The following is a 20454-nucleotide window of genomic DNA, read 5'->3' on the forward strand; positions in this document are numbered from 1 at the left end:
GAAGAAAAAATTTTTAAGCGGTTACAAATTTATATAATATTAGGCAAGCGTGAAACATAAAATGTGCGTTTAACACTTATTAACGTTATATTATTGCATATAATATAAAGAAAACAGGGTGCGCCCCCCTGAGAATTGGCTATTTGTCAGCATAGTCACCTCTTTTAAAAATTTTTTCTTCCGATTTTTGGTTAAGTGTAAACTTATGTTCTCATTTGTTAAAAACTATAAACTTGTATATTTATGTATATTCAGTTTTATTAACTTCCTGGCGGTCGAAACTGGGAAGTGGAACGTCTCTTTGTCGCCGAATAGCTATGTATATTTATTATACACTCGGTGTAGGATAAAAATGCACCAAAAACCTCGTATTTACGGGAGTTTGTGCATGATTGTAGGACTTATTTTGTACCTTCGTTTCAGAGGCATGTGAGGATAGGGGTTGAGAACCTTATCATACACTACCTACACAAACCCCGTGTTTATCGGGGATTTGGCTGCATTTGGAACCTACATAAATCGTTCATTTTCTGTTAATCGGAATTGACCGTCTCTACGGACTGGTTTTATTAGATGCAAAAGTAGTAAAATTAATTGTAAAAGTATGGGAAACGGAATGGAAAACCTCATGGAAAGACTTGAAAAAGAGTTGGAGGAGGAAAAGATGGCGAGGATTAAGCGTCGCAGATGGCGCAGGCGTTTCATGTTGTTGATGGTATTCGGAGTGATAGTGTTTTCTATTTCTGCCGTAACGGCTGCATTCACCAAGTCATTGGTAGCTGGATTTATGGTACTGGGTCTTGTATGTATGCTCTCATATCCGCTTTATCAATTATATAACGAATGTTAATTATGGGATTTTTCAAGAAAGAGAAGAAAGAGGTAGTGGACGTGCAGCCATTCAGCACCCCCTATGAGTCTAAGACAAACGAGTCCTGCGACGGTCTGACCCGTGCGATGGACAATGCGGCGGATGTGGCTACGATGCGCCATGTCTTGTTGCAGTTCTCCAATTGGTTCAAGAGTGACTTCAAGGAGTTGCCGCTTCTGCAAGCAGACCCGTTTGTTGACGACTGGTGCAATGGCATGACGAGAATGATATATGACTATATGTCAGACATTACAAAGAAAAAAGAAGAAACAAACAAGACAAAGGTATGAAACAGGAGTTATTGGATGATTTGCAGCGTTTGCTGAAATGCCCTATACCAAAGGTGCAGTATGCCGGTGAGGGTGCTCTTGTTGTTTATCACAGCAATAACAACCCTACGGAGGACGATATAGCCGCCTACAAGCTTGCGCTGCGCGAGATGGAGGAGATATGGGTGCCGTTCAAAGAAAGGAGTAACAATGATTAACAGAGAGGACATTAAGGAGGGCTTGAAGTTTAGGATGCCCAACAACAAAATCGAGCGTAAGCATCAAGGTACCACGGATATGTGTGAATCCATCTAGTATCTGACAACGCTGAAAACTCCGCACGGAGACAAAAATTATGTAACGCTCCAAGTACCGCTTTTCGAGGTGTGCGGCGGTCCGAAGCTGATAAGCTTAGCAGACAAGGAAGACCCGCATTGCGCATGGGTCGGCGAGTACATCAAGGTTCGCAGCGATGCGATCGGAAAGAAACCGCTCTACATATCCCTGGGCGACGTGATGCAACGCGGAATACGTGCCATCGACGCTAATCTCTACCTCATTTTCAGTGCAGAGATTCCGAAAAACAACTGGGCGTACAACGCCTTTTGGGGTGGCAGTCGTAGCGGCGGGAAAAAATACCGTATGGAGCATTACGGATGTTCCCTTGATCCGATTGACGTTCTTTCAAAGCTTTCCGCGTTTACTGAACAGCCAACTGGAGATGCCGATGCGTTCCGCGACATTACCGATGGCATGTACGACACCTTCAAAGCGAAGAACCACGACTACGGCAATAGCTTCTCGGAATTGTTTGCGGAGTGCGGCATGACATACGCCTACGGGCACATGACAGAGAAGTTGAAGCGCGTGAAGTCGCTGATGTCTGACGAGGCGAAGGTGAAGGGCGAGAGTATGAGAGACTCATTGCTTGACCTTGCGAACTATGCGATACTTACAATTATGGAACTTGACAAAACAAGGAAGTGATATGCCGAAGATTGTTTTAGACCTCAAAGAAAGCGGAATGGAGCTTTTCTTTAAATTGTTCTTTAGTGCTACAAGAAAATTGGGGCTTTCAGACAAAGAGGCGTGCGAAGCATTCAGAAAGTCTGTTGAAGCAATAGAAAATGCTCCGGCAGAGGAAAGATGCGCCTGGTATAATTCGCATGAACACATCAAGCTGCGAGTGGAAACAATAAATGACAAAAAGTAATTGTAACTTAAAATCTAACAATATGCAAGAGATTGTATTTAGAAGCAACGATAACCAAGCTCTGACGACAAGTGTGATTGTTGCAGAGAAGTTTGGCAAGGAGCATAGCGACGTTCTTAAAGCTATAAAAAGTTTATTTACGACAGGGGAAAAATCCCTTTTCGTTGAGAACCAGCAACTTGCGAAGATGTTTTCCCTTACGGAGGTGGAACAGCCGATGCCTGTTGGTGGCGGTGTGAAGAAGCTGCCTATCTACGTGATGAATAGGGATGGTTTTACTCTGTTGGCTATGGGCTTTACCGGTGCGAAGGCGTTGGCTTTTAAGTTGGAGTATATGAACGCCTTTAACGCCATGGAACAACAGATACGTCAGAGTTCGGGCGTTCCGCAGACGTTCTCCCAAGCTCTTATGCTTGCTGCCAAGCAGCAGGAGCAGATAGAAGCACAGCAGAAACAGCTTGAGATGCAGAAGCCGAAAGTAGAGTTCTTTGAAGCAGTGGCTGAAAGCAAGACCGCCATCGACATCAAGGCTGCTGCGAATACACTCCACTTCAAAAACATCGGCAGAAACAAGTTGTTTGAAATTCTGCGCAACGCGAAAATACTCATGTGGAACAATCTCCCATATCAGAAGTATGTTGACTGTGGATATTTCCGCACGATAGAACAGAAATACACGACGCATGACGGTGTGAAAATCAGCATCAAGACCCTCGTCTATCAGAAGGGAATGGATTTTATCCGCAGAACACTGAATAATTTGGGTTACAAACAGGTTGAGTAATGACTAAGGACTGGAGCGGAAACGGCAAGAGCACCTTCATAACAATCGGTGCGAGCAACCACACGGACAAGGAGCGTGAGGAGCACGATTTCTACGCTACGAGCCCTGTTGCGATTGACAGACTTGTCCGCAACTTCGAGCTGCCGAAGAAGATTTGGGAGTGTGCTTGTGGTACTGGATGCTTGTCGGAACGCCTTGTTGAGTTCGGGCACGATGTCGTGAGCACCGACCTTATAGACCGGGGTTACGGCGATGTGCAGGACTTCTTCAAGGCAGACACGATGCCCGACGGCTGCGAGTGCATACTGACGAACCCACCCTACAAGTACGCACTGGAGTTCGTGCAACACTCGCTTGACTTGCTTCCCGACGGAGGCTTGTGTGTGATGTTTCTCAAGACAACATTCCTGGAGGGCCAGAAACGCTACGAGAGGCTCTATAAGAACACGCCACCTAAGTATGTACTGCAATTCTCAAAGAGAGTGCTGTGCGCAAAGAACGGCAAGTTCGCTGCAATGCGAAATGGCGGCGGCAGTGCAGTCAGCTACGCATGGTTTGTATGGAAGAAAGGTTACAACGGAGAAACAACCATAAAATGGATATGAGCAAAAACAGATACCGCAACAAAGCACCCTACTCCACCCTGCATCCCGACGCAAGGCACTGGACTCGCAAGGGGAACTCGTGGAAGCAGAAGGTTGGCTACGATACCGAGGGTGAGGCATGGGAGTTTCTAAATCAGAACCCGAGGCTGAAAGCTATTGGCGAAAAGCCTTACTTCTGTGAGCTGTGCTCAAGGTGGCACATCGGAAGGTTGCACAAATAAATATTGAGGATATGAAGAAGAAAGGATATTACGAATATACACCGCAGATTTACCCAAGGAAACTTTGGGTGATGTACAATACATCGGAAGAAGAAATAGACAAATGCTTTACCAACATGAAAGGCGAACCTCTTGTTCACAACGGCGAGCCTATGAGCGAAGGAAACTACGGAGGTATGGTTTATGACGAATGTATGAGTAAGGCAGGGAAATACTTCGGTAATCTCGTTGTCTTTCCCAAAAAGAGCGATATGACTATGAAAAATATCTGCCATGAGGCATATCATATTCTATCGTCTATCAACGATGCGTGCGACTTGGAAAGAATGTATAACGGCAGAAATGAGCACCAGGCATACCTCATGGGTTGGATATGTGATTGTATCAACAACGCTCGTTTGGGAGTCGGTGATTTTATAGAAATTAAAGACAAGGAGGAATAGCTTATGTTTTTGGGATTTGAAAACTATCGCGAAATTGATGTGCTAAAAGGAAAAACACTCGTTAGTGTCGATAGAGGCCATTATGACTCAAACGATGCTTTGTTTTTCAAAACAGCTGATGGAGAATTTTACATTATGACGCACTACCAAGAGTGTTGCGAGAATGTATATATAGATGATATTTGCGGTGATTTCGCTGATTTGCTGAATGAGGAAATACTGACAGCGGAAGAGTTAAACAACGACTATCCTGTAGATGAAGAATGTATTGAAGATACTTATACTTGGACATTTTATCATTTAGCAACGTTTCATGGGGATGTCACTATTCGATGGTTTGGAACAAGTAACGGCTATTACTCCGAGAGTGCGGAATTTTACAAAATTAGTGAGGAAGATTATAATGTTCATGTAAATAGGAACAGCTTATGATTAAGAAAGGAGATAAGCGCAAGAAGCATTATAAGTGCAAGGACTGCGCAATGTTTGCGGACGAGGATGCAGATGGCGCACCCTATTGCCTCGCCAAAGACCTCTACACGTTCGTAATGGGCAAAGATGAGGCTTGCGAGGAGTTTGTAAAGTGGAACGGTAAGAAATAACAAACAAAAACAAAATGGAAAGAGAGAAGATAGTAATAGAACTTTGTGGCGGCAGGATGCCTGAAAAGGCACACGATGCCGACGCGGCGTATGATGTGTTCACCAAGGAAGATGTAAAAGTGCTAGACTATGAGCGCTATGCAATACCGCTCGGCTTCAAAATACAACTGCCCAAACACCTTGCAGCAGTTATACAACCAAGAAGCGGAATGTCTGCAAAAGGTATGCCCTCCCAAAAGATGTGGAATGGCGAAATCATTAAAGAAAAGCGAATTGATGCCGATGTTGAACTTGGCTTGATAGATAGCGGCTATACCGGCGAGGTGAAAGCAATCGTGAAAACCTTGGGTATAGGTGCTTTTATGTCAGGAGACATTTTTATCCCTGCCGGCACAAAGATAGCACAGATGCGCATTGTGGAGATACCGAATACGGAACTTGTGAGCGGTGTCATCAAAATTCAAGAAAATGATGACAAGAAGCGTGGCGACAACGGTTTTAATTCAACAGGAGTAAAATAACATGGCAAGCAAGACATACATCGGCATAGACCCTGGCTCAAAGGGTTTCATAGCAGTAATGCACCCTGACGGCACGCGTGAGTATTGCTCCTTGCAGGACCGCGATTATCACGATATTGCGCTGTTTCTGAAAAACATCAAGACGGTGTGTGAGGAAAATTGCGTGTGCTGTATGGAGGAGATACACGCCATCTTCGGTTCGTCGGCAAAGTCCACATTCTCGTTCGGAGAAACGTTCGGAGTGCTGCAAGGTCTGTTGATTGCGCTTGAGATACCCTATCATCTTGTACCTCCGAAGACTTGGCAGAAGGAGATTTGGATAAGTCACGATAAGGTTATCAAGAGTTACTGCGGAAAGAAAAGCACTGACAACAAGGCGACATCCATCAACGCCGCAAGACGACTGTTCCCGACCGAAGATTTTAGGCGTACAAGCAAGTGCAAGAACGTAGACGATAACAAGTGCGACGCAACGCTGATATGCGAATATGGGCGAAGGAAATGCCTTTAGAGAGGATAAAAACATTGTTTAACTAAATAAGTATAGATATGGATTTTGGAAAGAAATTATATTGCGGCAATTTTGTGGTTACAAAGAAATCGCGCAGTCTAAGCAAGCAGGAGTTGAAGGAACTCCGCGACAAGGAAGGTATCCGTGAGGATGTCCGCAAGCATCTGACACGAGGCTCGCTTCCGTACATTTGCGTCGAAACGGTCGGCGGCGGATGGAAGGTGGAGTTCGGTATCGGCACGACGATGTTCGAGGCAATCGACGCGCTCGGCATGGTTCGTGACGAGAAGGGCGACTGGCGCACTCACGGAACGGAAGGCAAGAACGCAGAGGCTATCTTTACCGGCATGTTCGTTGATACTACCGTCGTCGGTGATGCGGAGTACCAGACGGCAAAGATGAAAGCCATGAGCGAGTATATAGAACGAAACACAAAGCATGACGATAAATAAATATGGCGGACAGAAAGACAGAGAAACTTTCGGCTAAGATGAAGTCGGAGGCGGTCGGCTTGGGTCTGTGCCAGCAATGGACTGACGAATGGGCCGACGGCACGTCGAAAGACGAGCTTGTCGAGAAGTTTGTCAGAGGCATTGACTTCTGCATAGAGCACAACTTTCCGTCATGCGAAGTGATACGGAAGGAGTTCGGAGATGTCATTCACGACCACGGCGTGTACGTGGACGAGAACGTGATTGCGGATGACAAGCCGACGGTGATATTAAACGGAGAGTGCGTCGCAGGACTGACCTACTCTGGCAAGAGCTGCGGCGACATATATGTAAGGCATGACTGCGAGGCGACTGTATTTGTAAACGGCCTTGCGAGAGCGTTTATCAACATGTACGACAATGCGGAGGTGGAAGTGTATTGCGAAGAGGGGGCAAAGGCTTTCGTCTATCTGCACGGCGGCAGGGTCAGAAAGACGCGAGGTGATGTCACAATTAGAGAAAAACACAAGGAGAAGGAAGAATGAAAAGAAGTAGTGGTGAGGCGATAGATTCGCTGTACGGGCAGTTGAAGGCGTTGAGTGCAGACGCGAAGTACGGCTTCGGTATGTACAGAACCGACTGGGGCAAGGTGAACAGCGAGAGCTGGAACAGGCTCCTGGTGGGCTTTTGCAAGAGTATCAGGGAACTTGCCAAGGACTGCCCTGTAAAATATTTTGCAGGAGCGTTCTATACGTTCAACGGAAAAATATACGAGGTGGTGGAGCCGATTGTTGTGGAGCAGGCTTACCAGTTGCTTATGGAGGACTTGTTCATAGCACCCGTGCTCGGTCGTTCCACAATCAGAAAGGAGTCGTTCATCGACACAATCAAGAACTACAACGTGCTTGTTCCGCAGTTCGATGTTGTGGCGTTCGCCAACGGTGTCGTTGACTTCGGTATTGCGCGTGTGGCTCCTACGGCGATGCCATTCTCTCCGCATTATCATGTGACTTACTATCATCCGTACAACTTCGATCCGAAAGCGAAGTGCAAGAAATGGGAGAGATTTCTGCTTGATGTGCTGCCCGACAAGGACTCGCGTGACATCTTGCAGATGTTCATGGGACTCGGCTTGGTGCAGCGCGGTGACGCATACAACCCGTATGAAGGAAAGATGTCCGACAAAATAGAGCTGTGCCTTATGCTTATCGGTAGCGGAGCAAACGGAAAGAGTGTTATTTTCGAGGTCATGTGTGCCCTGTTCGGCAAAGACCGCATATCAAAAATGGACTATGCGGAACTTACCGCTGACGGTGACGAGGGCATGAGAGGGCGCTACCCTATCCGTAACGCCATCTTCAACTGGTCTTCTGACTCCGACCCGAAGAAGTTCGGACGCAAGAACACAGGTATGTTTAAGCGCCTTGTAAGCGGCGAGCCTGTACCGTACAGAAAGCTGGGCGAGAACGTACTGGAGTCAAAGAGCCTTCCATACCTCATCTTCAATCTCAACGAGCTTCCGTTCCCCGAGGATGTCACGCTCGGCTTTATCAGACGCTTGCAGTATGTCAGCTTCGACGTTACCATCCCGAAAGAGAAGCAGAACCCTCGTCTTGCTGCGGAGATTATCAAGGAGGAGCTTTCTGGTGTGTTCAACTGGGTTCTTAAAGGCGAGCGTATGTTGAGAGAGCGTAAGTTTCAGTTTCCGTCTGCGGAAGGTTCGCGCAAGCAGCTCATTCTTTCATATCTCGGCACACAGCCCGTGCTGGCATGGCTAAAGGCGTATGAGATACGCTGTGACAAGGGAACGAAGGGCGAGATACCAGTTTGGATAAACGCCAAGACGCTGTATGACAGCTTCAGACAGTTCTGTGAGGATAACAATCTTGAGGAAAAGGAGATACCGTCACAGCAAAAGTTTGGCAGAGTGATGTGGAACTCCTGCAAGTTCTACAAGAAGCGCACGCCAAGCGGAGTTATCTACGAGACATACGGCATCACGGAAGCAGACCTTGCGGAGCACTTCCTCATATCCAACATGAAGAGCGCGGAAGAGACGCAGGAATACAGCTTTATCAAGGACGACCTGCCTGCAAAGAAAGAAGAGTAAACAGAGATAGTTATGGAAGAGTGTATCATTAAAATCATCGAAGATAAGTATGCTCTCGAAATGGGCCTGCGTATCATCATGGAGACGGCAGAAAGAAAGGCACTTCCAGAAGAGGTTTTTCTGCCGACCTTTAATGACAGTTTGATTGAAGAAACGTTCATGGCGACGCTTGAAAAGGTTGCCGGCAAGAAGTACAAGTAGAAACAGGAATAGCCTTGCAGCAAAGAGATTACTGCAAGGCTATTCCTGTATTTATTTATCTTTCTTGTTTTTATAAAGAAGGCAATTTTTGCACGAAGTGGGATAGTTGATTGGTACATAGTAGTGAACCGTATTGTTCTCCACATCTATCTCATCCTGCTTGATTTTGTTATAGTCCGCCTCAAGCGACACAATCTTCAGCCAGTCAGGAGAGCCTTTCTTGGCTTTCTTTTCAGCAGCCACCAGCTTGCGCAGGATGGATTCCTTTGAAGTCTCCTTTGCAAGTTCCTCCGCGGTTATCTCGTCGTTCCTGGGCGAGTTTGTGCCCTGTACATCCGCGATGCGCGCCTGAACTGAGTCGAGTGCTTCGAGCTTCTCAATCTCGCGAAGCAGTTCAGCTTTGGCCCAGTTTAGGCCCTGGCCTTGGAAGGCTACATTCCATGCGTCGCCTTTACCCCAACCTGCCGCACGCAGGTCGGCATATATAAGATATGAAATATCCGCCATGTTGTACTGCTTTTTCAACTTGTACATATAGGCAGACAATGTGTATTCTGACATAATTACTCCTCCTCTTTTTTGTAAACAAATTTAACATAGCAAACGCACCGATAGTGCAGCGGTGGGAACGGGTCTCCGAAGTGGTGCAGATACGTCGTCTCATCATCGCAGTGCGCGCATGGATACGAACTTCCTCGAAAGATGTAGTAGCCTATCGCCCCATGTTCCTTGCCGTACTGCTGTTCGGCTCTGCCCCATGCGACGGCGACCATTTGTCGCGCGTTGCGGACGATATTCTGATACGCCGAATGAAATACGCCCTTGCCGTATGAAGGCGTGGCGATGTTTATATCCTCCTTTCTTGCCTTCGTGATTACGGACGTGGTGTACGGGTCTTTATATCCAGTACGTATTGCGGACATGAGCTGCGAGTCAGTGTATTTCATCAATACGCCGGCCTTGCACATACGCACCATGTCCTCCGCAAAGTTTTTCAGATAACTGGTGGTTCGCTCCATTGATGTCCTGCCGAACACCTTTGACACAAGAAAGGCTTCCGTGCTCTCCGTGCCGATATTCAATATCGAGCACGCAGTCTTGGCACAGACTGCAATGTCATTTTCTATTCCGTCAGCAACGCCTAACGCAATGCGCTGTGAGGCTGCAATAAACCCATTCTCGTTTGTCAGTGTCGCTCCCCTCCTGTATTTGGAAGCGAGCGACACTATCTCACGGGCAACCTTAAACAGCCGCTTCTGTACGCGCGACTCGCAGGCTATCTGCGCTTTGGTTCTGTTAAGTGCGTATTCTCGTGACTCCATAAATTCACATTATCCATTTATTCGTATTTTTATGCAGTATTTTTTAATGTTTACTGTTCCAGTCAGCCCAATTTTGTTCAGAGCCATCTTTTCTGTTACCCCAACGATCCGTATCTACGGTTCTGGGCCTACCTTTCTTGCCGCGACCTGTATTAACATCGCTTCCCGACTGCTGATTGTTAATTTTTGCAAGCGCTTCCTCCTGCTCGATGTTGTTCTCGACCTGCGCCTCCTGGCGTTGGATGTCGATGAGCAAGTCCTGCTGGTCTTCCTCTTTCTGCTCGCGCATGATACGAGTAAACTCGTCGTTCTTCGAGAACTTGGAATTGCGCTCAGAAGCAGTCTGCTTCGAGAGGAATTTGTTCTGAACCGCAGTGGCCAGGTTGGTGATAAGCTCAGTGTCGTTCTGATGGATATAACTCTCAATCCACGCATTGACCGGCAGTGCAACCATTGAGGCCATGCAGTTGTTCTCCGTTCCGATGCCAAACTTAGTTATACGCACCAACTGGTCGAGGAATGGCTGCAATCTCTGCGCGTCGTTCATGGCAGCTTCGAGGGCCGGAGAATACAGCAGCTTGATTGCAACACCAGGCAGGTCTCCCGATTTGAGTTCGGGTGGCTTTACGGTAAACGAAAGCTCGTAAATAAGGTCATAAGACTTGTTGAGCTGTGTAGCGAAGGCGTTTGACGCGTCCGTGCCGTTGAGGAACTCCGCCCTGCCGTCCGTGTCGGTAATCATGATCGTCTTAGCAGCGCCGTTGGTATCTCCCTTTATCTCAATCTCATCGCCCTCTCCTGTAAGCGTGAGTATCGGGAAGGCGTACGCCTTGTTGTTCTCGCAGAGATACGAGAACGCCTCTTCGTAGTCCTCGATATTGCGCTGTACGGCAGACCAGCAAGGGCCGTCCTCGTTGCGGGCGTATGCTACAGGTATGAACGGGAAACCGTGTCGTTTCTCTTCGATGCAGGCATATTCGGATGCGCCGAAGATTGACGCAATCTTTCTGACTACGTTTTTCGCTGTACCTCCCGACAAATCCTTCTTCAATCGGTAGAACTTATTCTTATCCCATGCTTCAACCCACTCGATGCGCTCCTCTCCTTCTTCGTCGTAGTCTACATACTTGCGTGCAAACGCAATCAGTTCGCCAGTAAGCGGGTCGTATCTCGGAAACAGCGTGTCGCCACGGTCGAATGAGAGTGTTCTCGTTCCGAATTTGCCGTCGCCGTCGAAATAGCCTACAATGGCACAGTCTGCAACCTTCATATATGCGGATACCGCCTCGAAGAAGCGTATTTCCATATCGTGCATGAGCCATCCCTTCCTGTATTTCGTGAGCAGCTCTTGTAGTTTCTCTTCGCCACCTTCTTCGGTTCCCTCCGCAAGCTCGAACTGAATGTCATTACCAGTCACATGAAGAACGTGCTTGGTCCAAATCACCTGCTGGAAGGCAAACGCGGTGCGCTGAATTTTCTGCACGCACCAAAGTCCAGTCTCGGGGTTCTTCTTCCAGATGTCGGGATATTGCTGCGGGTCGCAAATCCTGTGCCCTGACGGATAGAACTCGCGCAAGAAGTCCTGCTGTGTTTTGATGTTGCGGTACAGCACATCCGCAGGCATACAAGGGTCTTCATTCTCGGAAAACTCCCGGTCGATAATTCCGTGTTTCATATAACCCTTCGGGGTCACTTCGTAAAACGGCTTTCGGACGAGCAGTTCCCGCACGTCCTTTACATTGTTCAAAGCATCCATAGTCCTTTTATCTTTTTGTGTTTCTTTTTAGTTAAGCTGAAAATCATTATGTACAGCCATGACTCGAAGAAGTCGGGCGAGTGTCCTACATAGCGTTTAGCCATCTTCTTAGGCAGCAGCTTGAAGCCCCTGTCGTCGCTGTTGTCGTCGCGGCGCAGCATCTTTCTCTCCTTCTGTAAAATCTGACGCAGCGGCACCTTGTCAAATCCGTCTCCAGAATACTTGCGCTCAAGCAGCGAAGACTCTATCGAGATTCGTTTTTCCTTTATCATCTTATAGAACAGGAAGGCGCATTGTGATTTAAGGTCTTTGTACAGGAACTTGATGCCCTTTTCTTCCTGGTGTGTCATAGCGACAGGTGCTGCCTGGTTGTTGAACGGTACGGCATCGACAAAGAAACCTTTGAAATACTGACCGATACCCTGCAAGTCGTAAGTGAAGTTGCACTCCTCCACTCCCCATTCACGCAGCTTCGCCTGCACCGCAGACACGAGCGTTTGAGAGTCGAGTCGCATTACTACAAGGTCTTTGCAGTGCCATCCCTCCCACAGCCACATCACAAAGTTGTCGCCGCCGGTGAAGGCAATGTCGGCGGATGCGCGCCGCACCCCATCTCCCACCTGTACGGCATTATCGAATATCTCTTCGAGGTCTGCCATTTTTATCATATCGTCGCCCGCGGACTTCCAGTTCCAGTTGGCTTCGAGGTCGCGCATACGTTGCTCCTCGTCCTGCTGTGCAAGGTTGGCGAGATATGACGCGTCGGTAGAGATAAGTTTGATGTTTTCCGATACGTCGGCACGAATGAACGTGGCGGATTTGATGAACATTTCGAGCTTGGTATATCCGAGTTCGGCATAGCTTTCTTTCCACAGCTTATCTATGATACCTCCGCATTGTTCGTAAACCTCCTCTCGCGTATCTCCCCAATAGATTGAGTCGGGAGTATCTCCATCCATGAAGCAGTAGCGTATGACTCCGTCACGCTCGGGGATAATGTATCCGTCCTCGTCTACCCACCAGTCTATGAATTTGCGCACCCACGACTCAGGATCAGGGTTGCACGTTATCCAGAAGCGGTTGCGGATTTGCGAGGCGTTACGGTTGTTGGTAAGCAGATACTTGAACTTCTTGTACGGACACTGGGTTCCTTCGTCGATGCACACGTATGCGAACTGACGGCCCTGAAAGCGGGTCTTGAAGTCCTGGTACGAGCCTGCGTAGTATGAGAATTTTAGCCATCCTCCGTTGGTGAAGTTCCATGTCATATCATTCTGCGACTTGTTGTATGTGCCGAACTGCGAGAAGAGCTTGTACGAGTCCGTTACAAGCGACTGAAGGTCATCCTTCTCGTTACGCAGGATTGTTGCATGGAAGTCTGGATTCTTAATATCTTTCAGTACCTCCATGAGAGAAGAGAAGGACTTGGAATTGTGGGTGACTATGAAGTCTTCGACTACAAACAGTGCATCCGGGTTGTCTACGGCAATGCAACAACAATTCCTCTTTCCGATTTTCTTGCAGCTTACGATACGTCTTACAAGTTCCTTTTTCTTGTAATTGAACCTTACCGACCATTTCTTTTTCGCTGTTTTCCGCACATAACACACCGAACCTAAACTATCAACCAAATACTTAAAGTCGGTAGCCTGCTTGGAAGTGCGGTATTTTTTGCACCAATACTCGCCGCTCTTTCTTCCCGTATTACTGATAAGTCTTTCGAGTGTAGACATTCTTTCACTGATAGAAGCGAGTCCGTAGCTTTCATCAAATTCCACTGGCTTGACGCACGGAATGGTTATGTCGTATCCGTCGGCGATATATTTCTCAATCTCGCAAGCGAGATGAGGCATACACCGTCTGCTTCCGTCAATGTAAACGTTCCAAATATGGTCGTCAGAGCAAGTTATTTTCGCTCCGTCGGATAGTGTAATCTCGTAACAATCTCTTTTCGGATAAGCGAGGAGTCCCAAAACACGATGTCCTTTCCCGTCCGAACCGATTACGGTATCCCCATATTTCAGCTCCTTGATTTTAACGAAACCCCTGGACGTTAAAACCATCGTATTCTCATCGAGTGGCCCGCCTCGCGAGCCTCCGACTATCTTAATATCAGCATCAATGGCAAGCATACGCTCCTGTCCGCCACGTTGAGCGATAATCTTCAACCTGTCGGGATGCTTCTTGTCTTTATCTCTTAGTGATTGAATGTACTCTTGAGTGTAAACAGGCTCTCCGTTATCCAATTTCAACCCTGAAAAACAACTTTTCTGCATATATATACAAAATATTTATGCAAATATATCGAAAATATTTGGTTAATTGTATATTTATTCATATTTTTGCGAAAGAAAAACGTATATTTATACATTAATGGTAGAAGAACTACCGAAAACCAACACAAAAACTTTTATATATGACAGTAGAAGAACTGCTTTCATTGGTGAACAAGGAGGTTGATACCACCAAGTTCAAAGCACTTAGCCAGAAGACCATTAACGAAGAACTTAATGATGTACTGGACGAATTTGGTGACGACGAGGCTGCGAACGCCAAGATAGTCACCAAGGTGGCAAACCGACTCAAGCGCATGGACGGCAATCTGCACAAGAATGTCTCTGACGAGATTAAGAAAAGCAGAGAGGAAGCTGAACGCAAGAAGAAGGAAGAGGAGGAGCGCAACGGCAAGAAGGAAGAGGAGGAGCGCAACGGCAAGAAGGAAGAGGAAGACAAGTCTGACGACAAGTACGACAAGCTGCTCGCAAAGCTCGAAGCCCTCGAAAAGGCTAACGAGGAGCGCGACAAGAAGGCATCAAGAGCCGCTACAATCGAAGCGGTCAGAAAGGGCTTGAAGGATAAGTTTGACAAGGCAAAGCTCGAACTTAACGATTTCTTTCTTGACACAGCAATCTCCAAACTTGAAATCCCCGACAAGGATGCCGATGTAATCGACCTGGTTTCAAAGGCAGAGGGTATTTACACTACCGACTTCAAGCGTGCTACAGGCAACACCGCGATACCGCACAAGGGTAGCGGCTCTTCTTCTGGCGGCGGCAAGACAATCCGTGACGACGAGTGGGCTGACATCATCGAACCGCAAGGGAAGTAAACATTTTAATTTTTAAGGTAAAAAGTTATGGATAACAACAAGGATTACTACGGACAGATGATGGCGCAGGGTGCAGTCAATGCTACCGGCGCTGTAATCTTGCAGTCAGAAATGACTATCGGCGGTCAGCGTCATGTGTTTGTTGACCTGCCTGGCGCCGTTAAGGAAGCGTTCCGTCGCCCTCCGATTGGCGGTGTCCTGAAAAACCCGTTCCCTGGCCCAGCCAAGATTTATGCCGGCGACCTCATCGAGCACAGCCTCGGTTTTGCGGACAACAGCGGCGGCACAATCAAGGTGCTCAAGAGCTATGAGGTGGCTAAGGCTACCACCGCTGCTGCGGATACAGCCATCTACATCACACGCGACGGCTATCACCACATTCCGTTTGTGGGTGACAATCTCATGGTTGGCCCGAAGGACTTCAAGACAAAGGGTAAAGGCGTGCTCGTTACTGCGGTTGAAAATGACGTGCAGGACGGCAAGGATGTTTGGAAGGTTACACTCGCAGAAACTCTCGGCTCCCTTACCGTCGGTACGGTTCTCGTGGAGGCGGAAAAGGCAGGCGCAACTGTTTCTGCTATGGTTACAAACCCGAACTGCTTCGCTCCATGCGACGTTGACATGCCGTTCCATACACTTGCCGGCAGTGACAAGTTCTATGCTCCGCGCTACCTCAACGACTTCTGTCTGCTCGGCACTGACGTGGTTATGTGGAAGTCACGCATGAGTCCGATCCCACCGGCTGTAGAGGCGATGAACAAGAGCCGCTACGCAGAGTGGTGGTACGCAGAGAACTAATCGGAAAAACACACAACACAAAAACGAAAAGATATGCCAAAGTTTGATTTTAATAATTCCCGAAAGGCGCGTTTCTTCAGCGACCCCGAGAATACAAGATACTTGCAGAAGTTTATCGACACGAAGGACATCTTCCATGTAAAGTACGGCTGGTATCTCACGCAGGGTACTATCGCGCCCGACCTCACGCCTACCAACCATAAGGGCGTGGCTACATTCTCAGTGGAGGCATCCGCTTTGCACGCTGCAACGCTCGCCAACCTCCGTGCTCCGCTCGCAGGTTCATTCCAGAAGGACAAGGGTGCATTGGCAGTTTATTCTGCCACTATTCCCGACTTCATTACCGACGGCTTCAAGGAAACCGCAGAGGAGCGCAACTACCGCGAGAAGCAGTTTGAGGAGTTTGGTAACGACCGCGACCTCGTAAAGCAGTGGCGCAACGACACCCAGGAGTTGATGGACTCTCTCGACATGACCATGAACTACATGGTGGCAAAGCTGGCTACAACCGGCGAGCTTGACTATACAGGCATCGCCCGCGGTATCCAGATTCCGCTTCACAAGGTGCCGATTCCGAAGGAGAATTTCAGAAAGTGCGGCAAGCTCGAATGGGCTAACGCAGACTGCAACATCCTCGAACAGATGCGCAAGATTGAGAGCGAGTGGCGCAAGGAGTTCGGTCAGAACCGCCTTGCCCTCGTATGGCAGATGACCTACGACACCTTCTACAACACCTTCCTTGGTAACAAGCAGATTAAAGAGCTGTACATCAACTGGTGTAAGGCCCACTATGTTGCTTATGTTGAGGACTACGGCGTGAACACAGAGATGTTCCTCAAGGCGTTCGCCGACATCCAGGGTATCTCACGCATCGAGATTATCGACGAGGAGGAGCGCAACCTCAAGTTCGACGGCTCGGTTGTCAAGGTTAAGGGCTGGGATGACAACATCGTCGTTCTCCGTCCTGCCGGTAATGCTTTCGAGTACGAGCGCAAGCAGGTTGCTGACAAGCCGATGTTCGAGAAGTACGGAAACAACATCGTTCAGAAGGTGTTCGCGCAGACGAACAAGGGTCTCGGTCTGCTCTGCAACTCTACAATCGCCAACGGTGACTACATGGAGTGGCATACCGACCTCATGTTTGCCGCAGTACCGGCGATGCTCGACTTCCCGTATCGTTGGATTATCGACATCACCAAGAAGGGCGAAGGCGTAGCTGCCTAAACATAAAAGCTATCCGTCCTCCTGTAGCTGCAATCGGCTGCACTTGGACGGATAGCGTAAACAATCTCTGAATTTAACGACAGGATAGGCATTATGGATAAAGGCAATAAAATTCACACACTGGAGGACGCACTGTTCAGCAAGGTACGTTTCAGCATACCCGAGGACACGGTGCGTACAATCCTCATTGAAAGAGCGCTGGACGGAAACATGGCGTATGTAGACGCCAATCCCGCCGATGTTCGCCTTGCCTATGCAGACATTCTAAAATGGCTTGTTCTCGGCCCGAGCAAGATGAACAACACTTCCGACTCCGATAACGGATGGAGCCATACGGAAGGTGGTTTTGAAATGTCGGAGCGCGACCGTGCTGAGCTCAAGGCGGAAGCCAACGCAATCTATGCGGAGCTTGAGCCAGGTTCGATGTTAAAGAAGAAGTCGTCGTTCAGAATAACCTCTCATGGCGTGAAGCGTGCCGACATTTCGGCGTTCGGCTGTCCGCTTCCTCACATTATAAAATAAGGATGTATGAGAAAGGCAAATATCAGGAACCCGAGATACCCTCACACGATAAAAATCGTCAGGGTGCTTGTCGGCAAGGCGGACGAGAACGACCCGTTCGCGGATGACGACGCAAAGGTCGGCGAGGATACGGAGATTGTAATCTACGAAGGCGAGGGCCGCAGCTATACCGATACGACTACCGAGGGCGGCAAGAATGTTGACGAGAACAAGAGGAAGGCATCAATTCCTGTCAGATATGACGAATGGGATGCTGGCAGATGTCCTCTTGATGGCGACATGATTTACGCAACGGTCGGCAACAACACCGAGGTCGGAATGGTGAAGGACTGCGAGCCTGACAATAATAGAACTGTTGTTTATTGGGACTTTACAAGGGTTTAGTGTATGGCGGTTTTAAAATCAGTTCACGGCAAATATTCAGACCAGCTCTTTTTCCGTCTTTTCAGAAATGTGAAAGAGTACACAAAAGAGATGATGCTCGAAAACATGGAGAAGATGGCCACAGAGGTGTTAAGGACAGCGTATGCTGAAAGAGATTTCATTTCTGTTACAGGAAACCTCATAAACTCGTTTGCAGTCGGTATCTACTACAGGGGCGAACTTGTTAGGGTTGTTGGTGCTGCGGACATGGGGATAGAAAAGCCAGTAAGAGTATCTCTCAGTCCCGGAGAAAAATTGTCTGTAACACGATGGTGGGATGATGTACCAGTCTTCCCGACCAAGAGTGGAGAACCCGGCAAGTATATAGGCAATATCGGTCCCGGACGTGTTGATGGAAGACAAGCTGCTATTCAGAAATTGAAGTCGGTGAAACCGTGGAAAAGGGACACATACTCTCTTATTGTCGTTGCGCCAATGGTTTACGCGGACTATGTGCAAGACAAGATGGGGCACGATGTCTTGACCAGTGTACGCGACGCCATGCCGCAGATTGAAAAAATTTGCTATATATGATAAGCATAAAGACACTATACTACGATGTCGGCAATGCCGTAAAAGGCATCTGCGACAAGGTTTATCCAAGAAACCGCCCGAAGTCTGTCTGCGACAGGCCCGACAGCTATATCGTTGTGTCTTTCCCGTCAAGCATCTACAACAATGAGATGAACGACGACGGCAGTTTCAACGATTATACGACTACCGCGCAGATAGAGATATATGTCCGTGACAAGACATCCGCCAGGAACCCCAATACGTTGAACGTGTCTGCGGTATCCGAGAAGGTCAGTGCGGTAATGACAAAGTTTCCAATCTCAACAGACAACATCATCGTAACCAAGCCGCGTGTCACTCTGCAAACGGACGACGGCGACGGTTTTTCGGTAACGATAATACAGGGCTCGTTAAGAACCAAATAAACGCAAAAATTAAGGTTTAACTAAAAAAGTTTTGAATTATGGCAATGAAGAAAATCGAAGAGTTGAAGGACCTCTTTGTAGGCCCTAAGACACTTTTGTACGCTAAGGCAATCACAGACCTCAGCAAGGCTACTATCGACATTACAGCAGACCTCGAACTGCCTGTTGAGGTTGACTCACTGAAGGCGACAATGGAAGACCCAACCATCAACCACTACAAGGTTATCGGTCTTGCAGGCGACTGGGCGACAACCTCCGAGCTTGGCGACTTCAACGTTGAGTTCGTTGTTCCGTCAAAGGCAAAGGATCTGCTCGCTGCGATGTTTGGCAACGATGCGGTGAGCGAACTTACAAAGGTCACTTTGAAGACCGGCGACACCGAGCTCGACGCGACAACTGGCTTTACCGGCGTTGCTCTTGAGCCTAAGAAGTTCAAGATTCAGGGCACAATCGCAATCGTTGACGATACCAAGACAAACGTCATGGTCATCACCAACATCGCCCTCTACGCCACCTTGCAGTGGGACGACACTGGCACCAAGCCTGTTGCGTTCAAGTTCTCTGGTTCTATCGAGGGCGCAGGCAAGAAGAGCATCGCTTGGCTTACAAAGGCGGCAGCTTAACAGCGGAAAGCGGTATTCATCTAAACATGAAGCGGAAAGCGGCGGACTTATCAAGGGCCGCGGTTTTCCGCTTTTGTTTTTACAAGACTTAACATCAAGAAAACAACATGGAAGAAAAGAAGATGGAACAGCCCAGTGACGAGTTGCAGAAAGCTCTTGACAGCGTATTGGAGGCGGAACCCGAAGCGGTAGTGTTCATGGGTAAAAAGCGCAAAATCGGTTGGCTTAAACGAGGTGCGATAAGAAAGTTTTCGCACGTCACAGCGAATGAGGAAGACGAGTGGAAGCGCGGCGTAAAGCTGTGCGCCATCGTTCTTCTTAATAATTTTTGGAAGCTGCGCTTCTTCTACTGGGCTTACTGGCGTTGGTTGTACTATATCAAGGACTTGGATGCAATCGAGGTTCTGAGGGTCGTTGACGCAGCTAAAAAAAAAGTACCATTGGTAGTGTGCTCGCTGACTACCATATTAGCGACAGGGATGACGGATCTGGCGATGACGATGACGAAGAAAGAAGTGAAAGCTACCCGAGCAGGACAAGCTGGGGAGCAGCCTTCTCGTTAGCCGAAAAGTTCCCGTTCCTCTTTGCCACGCGCTACGGCATCAAGGCATACGACTACTGGTGGGGCTACACTTCGGCACAGATAGACCTCATGGTTGCAGACCAACCCATTATTGTGTATAAGAAAGACAAGAAACGCAACCCCGACGGTAGTGTCAAGCACACCGCAAAGGAAATGGACGACCTTTGGGATAACTGGGTAAAGAAGAAGGAGAAGGAGGGCAGTCTTGTTGGCAAGAAGATTAGCCTCTCCGATTATTTAAACAACAAAATCTAAACGATAAATATTTCAGGATATGGCAGACGGAAACGTTGGAAATTTATGGATGAGCCTTGGACTCAAAGAAACAGTATCTAAGGAGTTGAACAAGATTGCCGATGGCATGACTGGCGTTG

At 48.0% G+C, this 20454-nt stretch carries 31 protein-coding genes; 27 read left to right on the forward strand and 4 right to left on the reverse strand.

The window, feature by feature from the left end; genetic code table 11:
* The first annotated feature begins 604 nt into the window (after nucleotides 1-604).
* The 17 genes from KTQ90_RS03345 (at nucleotide 605) to KTQ90_RS03425 (ending at nucleotide 8782) form a co-directional block, all read left to right on the forward strand.
* A complete protein-coding gene (locus KTQ90_RS03345; RefSeq protein WP_217317191.1) occupies nucleotides 605-850 on the forward strand; it encodes a hypothetical protein in 246 nt (81 codons plus the stop codon).
* Between the two features lie 2 nt (nucleotides 851-852).
* On the forward strand, nucleotides 853-1161 hold the full coding sequence (locus KTQ90_RS03350; protein WP_217317192.1) for a hypothetical protein: 309 nt from the start codon (nucleotides 853-855) through the stop codon (nucleotides 1159-1161).
* On the forward strand, nucleotides 1158-1358 hold the full coding sequence (locus KTQ90_RS03355) for a hypothetical protein (protein ID WP_217317193.1): 201 nt from the start codon (nucleotides 1158-1160) through the stop codon (nucleotides 1356-1358). The genes KTQ90_RS03350 and KTQ90_RS03355 overlap by 4 nt, the downstream gene beginning before the upstream one ends.
* 166 nt (nucleotides 1359-1524) lie before the next feature.
* A complete protein-coding gene (locus KTQ90_RS13940; RefSeq protein ID WP_217317194.1) occupies nucleotides 1525-2127 on the forward strand; it encodes a nucleotide modification associated domain-containing protein in 603 nt (200 codons plus the stop codon).
* A gap of 1 nt (nucleotide 2128) precedes the next feature.
* Complete coding sequence (locus KTQ90_RS03365; protein ID WP_217317195.1) at nucleotides 2129-2353, forward strand: hypothetical protein; 225 nt, start codon at nucleotides 2129-2131, stop codon at nucleotides 2351-2353.
* 22 nt (nucleotides 2354-2375) lie between these two features.
* The gene (locus tag KTQ90_RS03370) at nucleotides 2376-3137 is read left to right on the forward strand and encodes a Rha family transcriptional regulator (RefSeq protein WP_217317196.1); all 762 of its coding nucleotides are present in this window, start codon (nucleotides 2376-2378) and stop codon (nucleotides 3135-3137) included.
* Nucleotides 3137-3742, forward strand: coding sequence for a class I SAM-dependent methyltransferase (locus KTQ90_RS03375; protein WP_217317197.1), 606 nt, complete (start codon nucleotides 3137-3139; stop codon nucleotides 3740-3742). The genes KTQ90_RS03370 and KTQ90_RS03375 overlap by 1 nt, the downstream gene beginning before the upstream one ends.
* Nucleotides 3739-3963, forward strand: a complete 225-nt coding sequence (locus tag KTQ90_RS03380) for a hypothetical protein (protein ID WP_217317198.1) — start codon at nucleotides 3739-3741, stop codon at nucleotides 3961-3963. Before KTQ90_RS03375 ends, KTQ90_RS03380 begins: the two co-directional genes overlap by 4 nt.
* 11 nt (nucleotides 3964-3974) lie before the next feature.
* Nucleotides 3975-4406 (forward strand): hypothetical protein, encoded by a 432-nt coding sequence (locus KTQ90_RS03385; protein ID WP_217317199.1) that lies wholly within the window; start codon nucleotides 3975-3977, stop codon nucleotides 4404-4406.
* Between the two features lie 9 nt (nucleotides 4407-4415).
* Nucleotides 4416-4838: a DUF7448 domain-containing protein gene (locus tag KTQ90_RS03390; RefSeq protein ID WP_217317200.1), complete on the forward strand. Its 423-nt coding sequence runs from the start codon at nucleotides 4416-4418 to the stop codon at nucleotides 4836-4838.
* A complete protein-coding gene (locus tag KTQ90_RS03395) occupies nucleotides 4835-5008 on the forward strand; it encodes a hypothetical protein (protein WP_217317201.1) in 174 nt (57 codons plus the stop codon). Before KTQ90_RS03390 ends, KTQ90_RS03395 begins: the two co-directional genes overlap by 4 nt.
* Before the next feature lie 14 nt (nucleotides 5009-5022).
* The gene (locus KTQ90_RS03400) at nucleotides 5023-5529 is read left to right on the forward strand and encodes a dUTP diphosphatase (RefSeq protein WP_217317202.1); all 507 of its coding nucleotides are present in this window, start codon (nucleotides 5023-5025) and stop codon (nucleotides 5527-5529) included.
* Nucleotide 5530: 1 nt separating this feature from the next.
* A complete protein-coding gene (locus KTQ90_RS03405) occupies nucleotides 5531-6040 on the forward strand; it encodes a RuvC family protein (RefSeq protein ID WP_217317203.1) in 510 nt (169 codons plus the stop codon).
* Between the two features lie 38 nt (nucleotides 6041-6078).
* Entirely contained in the window at nucleotides 6079-6492 is a 414-nt protein-coding gene (locus tag KTQ90_RS03410) for a hypothetical protein (RefSeq protein ID WP_217317204.1), read from the forward strand.
* 2 nt (nucleotides 6493-6494) lie between these two features.
* Nucleotides 6495-7016, forward strand: a complete 522-nt coding sequence (locus KTQ90_RS03415; RefSeq protein ID WP_217317205.1) for a hypothetical protein — start codon at nucleotides 6495-6497, stop codon at nucleotides 7014-7016.
* Nucleotides 7013-8581, forward strand: coding sequence for a DNA primase family protein (locus KTQ90_RS03420; protein ID WP_217317206.1), 1569 nt, complete (start codon nucleotides 7013-7015; stop codon nucleotides 8579-8581). The genes KTQ90_RS03415 and KTQ90_RS03420 overlap by 4 nt, the downstream gene beginning before the upstream one ends.
* 12 nt (nucleotides 8582-8593) lie before the next feature.
* A complete protein-coding gene (locus KTQ90_RS03425; protein ID WP_217317207.1) occupies nucleotides 8594-8782 on the forward strand; it encodes a hypothetical protein in 189 nt (62 codons plus the stop codon).
* A 51-nt stretch (nucleotides 8783-8833) separates the two neighbouring features.
* Here the strand turns inward: KTQ90_RS03425 and KTQ90_RS03430 are convergent, their stop codons facing one another.
* The 4 genes from KTQ90_RS03430 to KTQ90_RS03445 form a co-directional block, all read right to left on the reverse strand.
* On the reverse strand, nucleotides 8834-9343 hold the full coding sequence (locus tag KTQ90_RS03430) for a hypothetical protein (RefSeq protein ID WP_217317208.1): 510 nt from the start codon (nucleotides 9341-9343) through the stop codon (nucleotides 8834-8836).
* Nucleotides 9344-9345: 2 nt separating this feature from the next.
* Nucleotides 9346-10104 carry a hypothetical protein gene (locus KTQ90_RS03435; protein WP_217317209.1) on the reverse strand — a complete coding sequence of 253 codons (759 nt, stop codon included), beginning with the start codon at nucleotides 10102-10104 and terminating at the stop codon, nucleotides 9346-9348.
* 43 nt (nucleotides 10105-10147) lie between these two features.
* Nucleotides 10148-11779, reverse strand: a complete 1632-nt coding sequence (locus KTQ90_RS03440; protein WP_217317210.1) for a phage portal protein — start codon at nucleotides 11777-11779, stop codon at nucleotides 10148-10150.
* A gap of 68 nt (nucleotides 11780-11847) precedes the next feature.
* Nucleotides 11848-14112 (reverse strand): terminase large subunit domain-containing protein, encoded by a 2265-nt coding sequence (locus KTQ90_RS03445; RefSeq protein ID WP_254359387.1) that lies wholly within the window; start codon nucleotides 14110-14112, stop codon nucleotides 11848-11850.
* 164 nt (nucleotides 14113-14276) lie between these two features.
* Here KTQ90_RS03445 and KTQ90_RS03450 point away from each other — a divergent pair, with 164 nt between their 5' ends.
* The 10 genes from KTQ90_RS03450 to KTQ90_RS03495 all read left to right on the forward strand — a co-directional run bounded on the left by KTQ90_RS03450 (nucleotide 14277) and on the right by KTQ90_RS03495 (nucleotide 20335).
* The gene (locus KTQ90_RS03450; protein ID WP_217317211.1) at nucleotides 14277-14969 is read left to right on the forward strand and encodes a hypothetical protein; all 693 of its coding nucleotides are present in this window, start codon (nucleotides 14277-14279) and stop codon (nucleotides 14967-14969) included.
* A gap of 27 nt (nucleotides 14970-14996) precedes the next feature.
* Entirely contained in the window at nucleotides 14997-15767 is a 771-nt protein-coding gene (locus tag KTQ90_RS03455; RefSeq protein ID WP_217317212.1) for a hypothetical protein, read from the forward strand.
* 33 nt (nucleotides 15768-15800) lie between these two features.
* Complete coding sequence (locus tag KTQ90_RS03460) at nucleotides 15801-16991, forward strand: hypothetical protein (RefSeq protein WP_217317213.1); 1191 nt, start codon at nucleotides 15801-15803, stop codon at nucleotides 16989-16991.
* Between the two features lie 93 nt (nucleotides 16992-17084).
* Nucleotides 17085-17513: a hypothetical protein gene (locus KTQ90_RS03465; RefSeq protein ID WP_217317214.1), complete on the forward strand. Its 429-nt coding sequence runs from the start codon at nucleotides 17085-17087 to the stop codon at nucleotides 17511-17513.
* Nucleotides 17514-17576: 63 nt separating this feature from the next.
* On the forward strand, nucleotides 17577-17897 hold the full coding sequence (locus tag KTQ90_RS03470; RefSeq protein ID WP_217317215.1) for a hypothetical protein: 321 nt from the start codon (nucleotides 17577-17579) through the stop codon (nucleotides 17895-17897).
* Nucleotides 17898-17900: 3 nt separating this feature from the next.
* Nucleotides 17901-18470: a hypothetical protein gene (locus tag KTQ90_RS03475; protein ID WP_217317216.1), complete on the forward strand. Its 570-nt coding sequence runs from the start codon at nucleotides 17901-17903 to the stop codon at nucleotides 18468-18470.
* Nucleotides 18467-18874 carry a hypothetical protein gene (locus KTQ90_RS03480; protein WP_217317217.1) on the forward strand — a complete coding sequence of 136 codons (408 nt, stop codon included), beginning with the start codon at nucleotides 18467-18469 and terminating at the stop codon, nucleotides 18872-18874. Before KTQ90_RS03475 ends, KTQ90_RS03480 begins: the two co-directional genes overlap by 4 nt.
* Nucleotides 18875-18912: 38 nt before the next feature.
* Nucleotides 18913-19497, forward strand: coding sequence for a hypothetical protein (locus tag KTQ90_RS03485; RefSeq protein ID WP_217317218.1), 585 nt, complete (start codon nucleotides 18913-18915; stop codon nucleotides 19495-19497).
* Nucleotides 19498-19619: 122 nt separating this feature from the next.
* Nucleotides 19620-20060 carry a hypothetical protein gene (locus KTQ90_RS03490; RefSeq protein WP_217317219.1) on the forward strand — a complete coding sequence of 147 codons (441 nt, stop codon included), beginning with the start codon at nucleotides 19620-19622 and terminating at the stop codon, nucleotides 20058-20060.
* Nucleotides 19946-20335, forward strand: coding sequence for a hypothetical protein (locus KTQ90_RS03495; protein ID WP_217317220.1), 390 nt, complete (start codon nucleotides 19946-19948; stop codon nucleotides 20333-20335). The genes KTQ90_RS03490 and KTQ90_RS03495 overlap by 115 nt, the downstream gene beginning before the upstream one ends.
* Nucleotides 20336-20454: the final 119 nt, after the last annotated feature.

Source organism: Leyella stercorea (genome assembly GCF_019052365.1).
Taxonomy (GTDB): domain Bacteria; phylum Bacteroidota; class Bacteroidia; order Bacteroidales; family Bacteroidaceae; genus Prevotella.